This is a genomic window from Streptomyces sp. NPDC012508, from assembly GCF_042902595.1.
In the GTDB taxonomy this organism is placed as follows: Bacteria; Actinomycetota; Actinomycetes; order Streptomycetales; family Streptomycetaceae; genus Streptomyces.
Genome location: NZ_JBIBEO010000009.1, coordinates 330,075 through 340,303, shown reverse-complemented (window position 1 = coordinate 340,303; position 10,229 = coordinate 330,075). Strand labels below are relative to the sequence as shown.

At 71.4% G+C, this 10,229-nt stretch carries 12 protein-coding genes; all 12 read right to left on the bottom strand.

Going from position 1 to position 10,229, the window contains the following annotated elements:
- Positions 1-155: 155 nt before the first annotated feature.
- Positions 156-587, bottom strand: coding sequence for a transcription antitermination factor NusB (gene nusB, locus ACFY8U_RS29615; RefSeq protein WP_352186558.1), 432 nt, complete (start codon positions 585-587; stop codon positions 156-158).
- A gap of 2 nt (positions 588-589) precedes the next feature.
- The gene (gene efp, locus ACFY8U_RS29610; RefSeq protein WP_361445999.1) at positions 590-1,156 is read right to left on the bottom strand and encodes an elongation factor P; all 567 of its coding nucleotides are present in this window, start codon (positions 1,154-1,156) and stop codon (positions 590-592) included.
- 49 nt (positions 1,157-1,205) lie between these two features.
- Positions 1,206-2,312: a M24 family metallopeptidase gene (locus ACFY8U_RS29605; RefSeq protein WP_389575341.1), complete on the bottom strand. Its 1,107-nt coding sequence runs from the start codon at positions 2,310-2,312 to the stop codon at positions 1,206-1,208.
- A 78-nt stretch (positions 2,313-2,390) separates the two neighbouring features.
- Complete coding sequence (locus tag ACFY8U_RS29600; protein WP_389575340.1) at positions 2,391-3,461, bottom strand: AAA family ATPase; 1,071 nt, start codon at positions 3,459-3,461, stop codon at positions 2,391-2,393.
- 122 nt (positions 3,462-3,583) lie between these two features.
- On the bottom strand, positions 3,584-4,030 hold the full coding sequence (gene aroQ, locus ACFY8U_RS29595) for a type II 3-dehydroquinate dehydratase (protein ID WP_361609744.1): 447 nt from the start codon (positions 4,028-4,030) through the stop codon (positions 3,584-3,586).
- Positions 4,027-5,121, bottom strand: a complete 1,095-nt coding sequence (aroB, locus tag ACFY8U_RS29590) for a 3-dehydroquinate synthase (RefSeq protein ID WP_361649534.1) — start codon at positions 5,119-5,121, stop codon at positions 4,027-4,029. Before aroB ends, aroQ begins: the two co-directional genes overlap by 4 nt.
- On the bottom strand, positions 5,118-5,636 hold the full coding sequence (locus tag ACFY8U_RS29585; protein ID WP_389575339.1) for a shikimate kinase: 519 nt from the start codon (positions 5,634-5,636) through the stop codon (positions 5,118-5,120). Before ACFY8U_RS29585 ends, aroB begins: the two co-directional genes overlap by 4 nt.
- Entirely contained in the window at positions 5,633-6,817 is a 1,185-nt protein-coding gene (aroC, locus tag ACFY8U_RS29580) for a chorismate synthase (RefSeq protein WP_389571480.1), read from the bottom strand. The genes ACFY8U_RS29585 and aroC overlap by 4 nt, the downstream gene beginning before the upstream one ends.
- Before the next feature lie 154 nt (positions 6,818-6,971).
- Entirely contained in the window at positions 6,972-7,148 is a 177-nt protein-coding gene (locus tag ACFY8U_RS29575) for a hypothetical protein (protein ID WP_389575338.1), read from the bottom strand.
- Positions 7,145-7,972, bottom strand: coding sequence for a shikimate dehydrogenase (locus ACFY8U_RS29570; protein ID WP_389575337.1), 828 nt, complete (start codon positions 7,970-7,972; stop codon positions 7,145-7,147). The genes ACFY8U_RS29575 and ACFY8U_RS29570 overlap by 4 nt, the downstream gene beginning before the upstream one ends.
- Positions 7,972-9,663, bottom strand: a complete 1,692-nt coding sequence (mltG, locus tag ACFY8U_RS29565) for an endolytic transglycosylase MltG (RefSeq protein ID WP_389575336.1) — start codon at positions 9,661-9,663, stop codon at positions 7,972-7,974. The genes ACFY8U_RS29570 and mltG overlap by 1 nt, the downstream gene beginning before the upstream one ends.
- 100 nt (positions 9,664-9,763) lie before the next feature.
- Positions 9,764-10,228, bottom strand: coding sequence for a Holliday junction resolvase RuvX (ruvX, locus tag ACFY8U_RS29560; RefSeq protein WP_361439319.1), 465 nt, complete (start codon positions 10,226-10,228; stop codon positions 9,764-9,766).
- Position 10,229 lies beyond the last annotated feature (1 nt).

Genomic DNA, 10,229 nt, shown 5'->3' with positions numbered 1-10,229 from the left:
CGATCGAAGGCCTGAGAGGGCCTTCCGCACCCCGGCGGTTTCTCTGTCTCCGGAGGCCCCGGAACGTCGGTTCCGACGCTCCGGAGGCCCGGGATACGCCGAAGGGGCCCGCAGCACGGTGTGCTGCGGGCCCCTTCGACTGCCGGAGGCCTTTCTCAGGCGTCCCGGCGCAGGCGCGGCTTCAGGTCCTTGAAGCGGGCCAGAAGGCCGTTGACGAAGGTCGGCGACTCGTCCGTGGAGAACTCCTTGGCGAGCTGCACCGCCTCGTCGATCGCCACGGCGTCCGGGGTCTCGTCCAGCCAGATCAGCTCGTACGCACCGAGGCGCACGATGTTCCGGTCGGCGACCGGCATCCGGTCCAGGTCCCAGTCCACCGCGTAGGTGGCGATGAGCTCGTCGATCCGGTTCGCGTGGTCCGCGTACCCCTCGACCAGCACCATCGTGAACTCGTTGACCGGCGGCTGACGGTCGTCGGACCGTGCGTGCCGGACCCAGTCCGCGAGGACCTGCTGCACGGACGCACCGCGCTGGTCGGCCTCGAAGAGGATCTGGAAGGCGCGCTTACGGGCCTTGCTGCGGGCAGCCACGGTTAGCTGTTCACCCGGCCGAGGTAGTCGCTCGTGCGGGTGTCGACCTTGATCTTCTCACCGGTGGTGATGAAGAGGGGCACCTGGATCTCGTGACCGGTCTCCAGCTTGGCCGGCTTGGTGCCGCCGGTGGAGCGGTCGCCCTGGACGCCCGGGTCGGTGTGCTCGATCGTCAGCTCGACGGCGGCGGGGAGCTCGACGTAGAGCACCGCGCCCTCGTGCTGCGCGACCGAGGCGGTGAAGCCCTCGATCAGGAAGTTGGCGGCGTCGCCGACGGCCTTGCGGTCGACGTGCAGCTGGTCGAAGGTCTGCATGTCCATGAAGACGAAGTAGTCGCCGTCCATGTACGAGAACTGCATGTCGCGGCGGTCGATGGTGGCCGTCTCGACCTTCACACCGGCGTTGAAGGTCTTGTCGACCACCTTGCCGGAGAGCACGTTCTTGAGCTTGGTGCGCACGAAGGCCGGGCCCTTGCCGGGCTTGACGTGCTGGAACTCGACGACGGACCAGAGCTGGTCCCCGTCGAGCTTGAGCACCATGCCGTTCTTGAGGTCGTTCGTGGAAGCCACGGTTGCGGAATCTCCTGGACTGACGTGGGACCAGGGAGGCGTACGCGCCCTACAGCGCGAGCAGCTCCTTGGTCGTAATGGTGAGTAGCTCGGGTCCGCCGTCCGCCTCCTGGCGCACGACGAGCGTGTCATCGATCCGGACCCCGCCCCGGCCCGGGAGGTGGACCCCCGGTTCGACGGTGACCGGCACACAAGCGTCCAGTTTACCCATGGCCGCGGGTGCGAGCTGCGGGTCCTCGTCGATTTCGAGACCGACACCGTGCCCGGTGACCGGCGGAACCGCCTCGCCGTGCCCCGCCGCGTCCAGGATCTGGCGGGCCGCGCGGTCCACGTCGCGGAACTCGGTGCCGGGGGCGAGAGACTCCCGTCCGGCCCGCTGAGCGGCGAAGACGAGGTCGTACAGCTCGATCTGCCAGTCCGCGGGCGTCGTGCCGATGACGAACGTACGGCCGATCTCGCAACGGTAGCCGCGGTAGTTGGCGCCGAGGCAGACAGAGAGGAAATCTCCCTCCTCGACCCGGCGGTCGGAGGGTTTGTGGCCGCCGCGCCCGGAGTTCGGGCCGGTGCCCACGGAGGTCGGGAAGGCGGCGCCGTCCGCGCCGTGATCGACGAGCCGGCGCTCCAGCTCCAGGGCGAGATGGCGCTCGGTCCGCCCCACGAGGATGGATTCGAGGAGCTCCCCCAGCGCCTGGTCGGCGATCTCGGCGGCGATCCGCAGGCAGGCGATCTCGTCCTCGTCCTTCACGATCCTCAGCTGCTCGACGGCTCCGCCGAGATCGGCGAGCCGGAGCTGGGGCGCGACCGAACCCATCGCACGGTGACGGGCCACGGTCAGATGGTGCTCCTCGACGGCGAGGGCCTCAGCGTGGGCCTTGGCGGCGATGCCGACGGCGGCGACCGCCGGATCCCCGCCGGCTGCGGGCAGCACCGTCTGGAGGAGCAGCTCGTCGAGCCGCCCGTCGGCCGGATCGGCGCCCGGCGCGGTGGGGCAGAGCAGCACGTCCTTGTCCGGGCCGAGCAGGAGTACGGCGCCGGGGGGCGAACCGCCCGCGAGATAGCGGACGTTTGCGGGACGGGAGACCAGGGCCGCCGGGCTGCCGGCTGCCGCGCACCGGTCGCGCAGCCGCGCACGGCGGTCCGCATACACCTCTGACATGCTCCGAGCCTACGAGGAGGCGGGCGTCCCGGCCCGCTCAGCGCGGCCGACCGGGCCACCGGCGGCCGCTTCGGGCCGTCACCAGGCGGGCGGGCTCGCGATCGAACGCGCCAGGACCTCGTCGAGGACCCGGGCGGTGGTCTCGACGTCGTAGGTGGAGTTGTCGATGATCGGCAGGCCGGATCCGTACCAGCCGGCCATCCGGCCGTGTATCGACGCGACCTCCTCGTCCGACAGGCGCCGGTTGCCGCTGCGCTCGGCGTTCCGCTCCAGGACGATCTCCAGACCGGGCAGCAGAACGACCGGAAGCAGCCCCGGGCCGACGTGCCGCTTCCAGCCGCCGAGGCCGACGACGGGACGGTCGGGGAAGACGGCGTCGTCGAGGATGCAGGAGATCCCGTTGGCCAGGAAGTTGCGGGCCGCGAAGCCACAGGTGCGGCGGGCCAGGCGGTACTGGGCCTCGGAGTGCTCGTTCCAGCCCGACTGCGGGTCGGCGAAACCGGAGCAGACCCATTCGCGGACGTCGTCGAGGCTGATGTGGGCGGTGGGCACGCGTCGGCTCTGCGCCCAGTGACGGGCGACGGTCGTCTTGCCGGCGCCCGCGGGGCCGATCAGCAGCACGGCGAGGGTCGCGGTGCCGGTGCCGGGCTCGGCGGGCGGCGCCGCGGGCAACGCGACGGGCGGCAGCGGTACGTGTCCGGTGACGTCGCGCGGCGCGGCACCGGGCTGTACGGGGTGCGCAGGACCGCCCCCGGAGCCCCAGCCCGGGGCCTGCGGCGCGGAGTACGGGGCGGCTGCGCCGGGGGCCTGCGGGACCGGGGGCGGTGCGGGAGGTCCGGCCGGGGGTCCGGGCGGCCCCGGCGGCGCGGCGTGCGGCTGTCCGGGGGGCTGAGGGTGCGTGTGGGACTGCGGGTGCGTGTGCGGCTGCGGTGCCGGGTGGCCGCCCTGCGGTGCGGGGTGGCCGCCCTGCGGTGCGGGGTGGCCGCCCTGCGGTGCCGGGTGGCCGCCCTGCGGTGCCGGGTGGCCGCCCTGCGGTGCCGGGTGGCCGCCCTGCGGTGCGGGGGGCACGGGCGGTATGGAGGGCCGGCCGGCGCCGGGCGTCCACCCCGAGGGGTCGGGCGGCAACGGAGCCCCCACTGCGTGCTGCATCCGGTGCCACTCCGTCTCGTACGGCCGATACTTCCGGGTACGTTACCGCCCCCGGCCCCCACAGGGGGAACGGCCGGGGGCGGTCAAGGGTGCCCTGCCTGCCACGTCGGCCGGCGGGTTCGTCAGCCGGCCAACTCCTCGGCCAGCGCCCGCAGGGCCAGCCGGTAGGAGCCGATGCCGAACCCGGCGACGGTCCCGGTCGCCACCGCGGCGACGACCGACGTGTGCCGGAACTCCTCACGGGTGTACGGGTTCGAGATGTGCACCTCGATCAGCGGCGCGGTCCGCTGGGCGGCCGCGTCGCGCATCCCGTACGAGTAGTGCGTGAACGCGCCCGGGTTGAGAACGACCGGAATCGAACGGTCCGCGGCGTCGTGGAGCCAGCGGATCATCTCGCCCTCGTCGTTGGTCTCCCGGACCTCCACGTCGAAGCCGAGCTGCTCTCCGAGGGTCTTGCAGGACTCCACCAGGCCCTTGTACGACGTGGCGCCGTAGATGTCGGGCTCGCGGGAGCCCAGCCGGCCCAGGTTCGGGCCGTTCAGGACGAGGACGTGCCGGCGTTCGCTCACGCGGACACCTCGCCGTAGGCGGCGACGAGGACGGCGGGGTCGGGGCCTTCGAGGACGGTGGGCTTGCCCAGGCCGTCCAGGACGATGAACCGGAGCAGGTCGCCCCGGGACTTCTTGTCGACCTTCATCGCCTCGAGCAGCTTGGGCCACTGGTCACCGCGGTAGGTCAGCGGCAGACCGACCGACTCCAGGACCGTGCGGTGCCGGTCGGCGGTCGCGTCGTCCAGACGCCCGGCCAGCCGGCCCAGCTCCGCCGCGAACACCATTCCCACCGAGACGGCCGCGCCATGACGCCACTTGTAGCGCTCGTTCTTCTCGATCGCGTGGGCCAGGGTGTGGCCGTAGTTGAGGATCTCCCGGCGGCCCGACTCCTTCAGGTCACCGGAGACCACCTCGGCCTTGACCCGGATCGAGCGGACGATCAGCTCGGCCGTGTGCGGCCCGCCCGGCGACCTGGCCCCCTGCGGGTCGGCCTCGACCAGGTCGAGGATCACCGGATCGGCGATGAAACCGGCCTTGATGATCTCCGCCATACCGCTGACGTAGTCGTGGACGGGCAGCGACTCCAGCGCCGCCAGATCACACAGCACACCCGCCGGCGGATGGAAGGCGCCGACGAGGTTCTTGCCCTCGGCGGTGTTGATACCGGTCTTCCCGCCGACGGCAGCGTCCACCATCGCCAGCACCGTGGTCGGCACGGCGATCCAGCGGACCCCGCGCAGCCAGGTCGCGGCCACGAAGCCGGCCAGATCGGTCGTCGCCCCTCCGCCCACACCCACGATCACGTCGGTACGGGTGAAGCCGGTCTGCCCCAGCGCCTTCCAGCAGTAGGCGGCGACCTCGGCGGTCTTGGCCTCCTCCGCGTTCGGCACCTGGATGGCCACGGCCTCGAAGCCCTGGTCGGCGAGGTCGGCACGCAGGGCCTCACCCGTCTCGGCCAGCGCCTCGGGGTGGATCACCGCGACGCGCTTGGCCTTCCGCCCGATCAGCGTGGGCAGCTCGGCGAGCAGCTGCCGCCCGACCAGCACCTCGTACGGATCCGTACCCGCCGAACCCCCGACCTGGATACGGGTCACTTCCTGGTCCGTCATACGTCCTTCTTCAGCTCCAGAGCGTCGAGGACCGCGTCCGCGACCTCGTCGGGTGTGCGGTCGTCGGTGGCGACGACGACCCGGGCGACTTCGGTGTAGAGGTGGCGGCGCGCCTCCATCAGCTCGCGCCACTGGCGGCGCGGGTTGACGGCGAGCAGCGGCCGCGCGGTGTTGAGGCCGACGCGTCGTACGGCCTCCTCGACGTCCATCGAGAGATAGACGACGGGCAGTCCGCTGAGGAGTTCGCGGGTGCCGGCGTCGAGGACGGCGCCGCCGCCGAGCGCGAGGACACCCTCGTGCTCGGCGACGGCGGTGCTCACGGCTTCCCGCTCCAGGGCGCGGAAGTGCTCCTCGCCGTCTTCGATGAAGATGTCCGCGATCTCACGGCCCTGGGCGGCGACGATGTCCGCGTCGGTGTCCCGGTAGGGCACATCGAGCCTCTCGGCGAGCAGCGCGCCCACCGTGGACTTGCCGGAGCCCATGGGCCCGACCAGGACGATCAGGGGTGCGGTCACCGGATCTGGAGGTTGTCGAGGTACGACTGGACGTTCCGGCGGGTCTCCGGAACGCTGTCGCCGCCGAACTTCTCGACCACCGCGTCCGCGAGGACGAGCGCGACCATCGCCTCGGCGACGATCCCGGCAGCCGGGACGGCGCAGACGTCGGAGCGCTGGTGGTGGGCCTGAGCGGCCTCGCCCGTCGCCACGTCGATCGTGGCGAGCGCGCGCGGGACGGTCGCGATCGGCTTCATCGCGGCGCGGACGCGCAGCAGCTCACCGGTGGTCAGGCCGCCTTCCGTACCGCCGGAGCGGCCGGAAGTGCGCTTGATGCCGTCCTCGGTGCGCACGATCTCGTCGTGGGCCTGCGAGCCCGGTACGCGGGCGAGCTCGAAGCCGTCACCGACCTCGACGCCCTTGATCGCCTGGATGCCCATGAGCGCGGCAGCGAGCCGGGCATCCAGCCGTCGGTCCCAGTGCACGTGCGAACCGAGCCCGACCGGGACGCCGTAGGCGAGGACCTCGACCACGCCGCCCAGGGTGTCGCCGTCCTTGTGGGCCTGGTCGATCTCCGCGACCATCGCCTTCGACGCGTCCGCGTCCAGGCAGCGGACCGGGTCGGCGTCGAGCTTCTCGACGTCGGCGGGGGTCGGGTACACGCCGTACGGAGCCTTGGCCGCGGCCAGCTCCACCACGTGCGAGACGATCTCGATGCCCGCGGCCTCCTTGAGGAAGGAGCGGGCGACGGCGCCGAGGGCGACTCGGGCGGCGGTCTCACGGGCGCTGGCGCGCTCCAGGATCGGCCGGGCCTCGTCGAACCCGTACTTCTGCATGCCGGCGAGGTCGGCGTGACCCGGGCGCGGCCGGGTCAGCGGCGCGTTGCGGCCGGTCTCCTTCAGCTCGGCGGGGTCGACGGGGTCGGCCGACATGACCTTCTCCCACTTCGGCCACTCCGTGTTGCCCACCATGACGGCGATCGGAGAGCCCAGCGAAAGACCGTGCCGGACCCCACCGAGGAACGTGATCTCGTCCTGCTCGAACTTCATCCGCGCACCGCGCCCATAGCCGAGACGCCGCCGCGCGAGGTGGTCCGCCACCAGCTCCGTCGTGACCGGGACACCGGCGGGAAGACCCTCCAGCGTCGCGACCAGCGCGGGACCGTGCGACTCTCCGGCTGTCAGCCAGCGCAACCTGCTCAACGATGCTCCTCATGCTCGCGCCTGGAACTGCTGTGGCGCGACCGGGTGCGCGGCCCTGGCCCGCCACCCCCGATCCTCCCACGTCCGGGGGTCGAACCTGGCCGTCGGTCCAGCTGTCGGACGCGAAGAACGTCAGATCGCGGGGGTCACGGCGTCAGGCCGAGGGGCCAGGGGCGCGGACGGCGCGCCACAGCCGGCGCCCGCCCTCCACCACGAGGAAGGTCAGCCCGAGGGTGACGACAGTGTCCTCCGCCCATTCGGGCAGCAGGTTCACGACCAGCTTGAAGAGCGAGCTCGCCCAGTCCGCGGCGAGCGTCTCCGTACCGTTCACGTGGCTGCCAGAGCCCTCTCACCGGCTGCGCGCATCGCGGCCAGCGGTGCCTCGGCGACGCCTGTCATCTGCTCGACCTGGAGAACGGCCTGGTGGACGAGGAGGTCGAGGCCGCCGAGGACCGCGCCCCCGCGCTCCGACCAGGCGGCGGCGAGCGGTGTCGGCCACGGGTGGTACAGCACGTCGAAGAGCGTGCCGGGGGCGTCCGGGACCTCGGCCGCGAGCGCGTCGGTGGCGCCGGCCGGGGTGGTGGCGATGACGAGCGGGGCGGCGAACGCCCGGTCCGCGTGCGCCCAGTCGGCGGTACGCACGTCCACGCCGAGCCGTTCGCCCCAGCCGCGCATCTCCTCGGCCCGCGCCTCGCTCCGTACGTACGCGGTGACCGGACCCGCACAGATCCGCGACAGGGCGGCGAGGGCGGAGGAGGCGGTGGCGCCGGCCCCGAGGATCGCCGCGGAGTCGACCTTCTCGACGCCCCGCTCGCGCAGGGCCGCGACCAGGCCGGGGATGTCGGTGTTGTCGCCGACACGGCGGCCGTCCTCGGTGAGGACGACCGTGTTCACAGCCTCGACCGAGGCGGCCGTGTCACTGATCGCGTCGAGCAGCGGGATGATCGCCCGCTTCAGCGGCATGGTGAGGGAGAGCCCGGCCCAGGACTCGTCCAGCCCCTCGACGAAGCCGGGAAGCCCGGCCTCGTCGACCTCGAACCGGTCGTACGTCCAGGTGTCGAGGCCGAGCGCGGCGTAGGCCGCCCGGTGCAGCACCGGGGAGAGCGAGTGCGCGATCGGCGAGCCCAGGACGGCCGCACGCCGCGTTGACGGCATCAGTTCTTCCTTGACTTGTTGAATTCTTCGACGAGCTTCTGGTGGTCGGCGTTCGTCTTGGTGAACCGGGACGTCTTGCCGTCGAGCGAGATGAAGTAGTACCAGCCCTCGCTCGTCGGGTTCACCACGCCCTTCAGCGCCTCGTTGCCCGGGTTTCCGATCGGACCGGGCGGCAGGCCCTTGTAGAAGTACGTGTTGTAGACGTTGTCGTACTTTCGCAGCTCTTCAAGGGTGAGGTCGATCTTGCTCTGGTTCTTGATGTAGTTGTACGTCGAGTCGAACTCGAGCTTGCCGTAGGTCTGCGGGTTGCTCGGCTTGAGCCGGTTGTAGACGACCTCGGCCATCTTGCGGAAGTCGTCGTGCGAGGTGCCCTCGGCCTGGACGAGGCTCGCGATGGTGATGAGCTGCCACGGGCTGTCGACCCCGAGCTGCTTCGCCTTGGCCTCCAGGTCGTACTTGGCGTACTCCTCGTTGGAGCGGGCGACCATCTTGCGCAGGACGTCCTCGGGCTTGTTGCCCTTGGCCACGGGGTAGCTCGCTGGGAACAGGAAGCCTTCGAGCGGGTCCTTGAGCTCCTTGTGGTTGGTCGCCCACTCGGGCAGGCCGAGGTCGCCGGCCTTCGCCTTGGCGACGCCCTGGGTCGTACCCGCCTTGAGATCGAGCTTCTTGTCGATCTGCTCGTAGACCCAGACGTTCCGCTTGCCCTCGGGGATGACGAAGTTCGCCTGGCTCGCCGGGCTGAGCATCAGGGTGACGGCGCTCTCCGCCGACATCTCCTTCCTCAGCGTGTAGACGCCTGCCTGGATCGAAAGACCCTTGGGGTTCTTGCCCTGCGCCGACACGAAGGCGTCGACGCTCTTGACGACCCCGGCCTTCTTGAGGATGTTGCCGATCTCGTATCCGCCGGCGGACTTGGGGATCTCCACCTGGACCTCGCCGCTGCCCTCACCCGCGAAGTCGGGTGCGGCGCCGAACTGGCCCTGCCAGAACTGGTAGCCGAAGTAGCCGATGCCGCCGACGCCGCCCACGAGGACGAGCGCGACGACCAGGCACGCGACACCGTTCTTGCTCTTCTTGCCCTTGCCGCCACGGCGGTCGCGCCCGCCCCGCGACGACCGCTTCTCGGCCGGCTCGTCGTCGTAGCCGTCGTCGTCGGTGCCGTCCTCACCGGTGAAGAAGGGGTGCCGCTCCTCTTCCTCGGCCTCGGCCTCCGCCTCCCAGTCCGTGACCGGCTCCGGCGGGGCCTGCCGCCGGCCCGGGGGCTGCGGCGGAGGGTACGCCTCGGGCGTGCCGTAGAGGTCCGGGTTCTGACCGCCGTACGGATCGGCGGGAGTCACGCCGTACGGCATGGCCGCCTGGCCCGTCTCCCAGGTGGGGTCGTACTGCTGTGCGGGGTATCCGGACGTGTCGTAGCCCTGCGCGGACTGGCCCTCGTATCCGCCGTACGCCGCGGGGTCCACGTACTGCTGCGGGTGGTGCTGCACCTGCTGCTGGTACTGCCCCTGGTGCTGGTGCGGCTGCTGGTAGTGCGGGTCGTAGCCCTGCCCCTGACCCTGACCGTACGGGTCCTGGTGCCCGTACTGCTGCGCCTGCTGCGGGTACTGCGGCTGGCCTCCCCATCCCTGGTCCCCGAACAACGGGTCCTCGGGATGCCACGGTTCGGAGCCAGGGCCCCGGCCATACTCAGTCATCGATCCCCAAACAGCCGCGAGGCTTCCGGACGGTCCGCCTCTACGTAGTGCGGCAGGTGTTCGAACACGCCGCATCGCGCGGAACGTTACCGTATCGCGATCAGATGACCACTTCGACGCCCTCGCCGGGCGGATTACCTGATACCCGTTCGGACTCAAGAGCGTTCTGAAGGATGATCACAGCGGCGGCCTGATCGATGACGGACCGCCCCTTCTTCGACTTCACGCCCGACGCCCGCAGCCCCTGGGTCGCCGTCACGGTCGTCATCCGCTCGTCGACCAGGCGGACCGGCAACGGGGCGATGCCCTTGGCCAGCTCTCCGGCGAAGCGCCGGACCTTGGCCGCGGCCGGGCCCTCGCCCCCGGAGAGGGAGCGAGGGAGGCCGACCACGACCTCGATCGGTTCGTACTCCTCGACGATCTGCCTCAGCCGCCGGTGGGCGGCCGGGACGTCACGTCCCGGCACGGTCTCCACCGGCGTGGCGAGGACCCCGTCGGGGTCGCACGAGGCGACCCCGATCCGGGCGTCCCCGACGTCGATCGCGAGACGACGACCGCGGCGCATC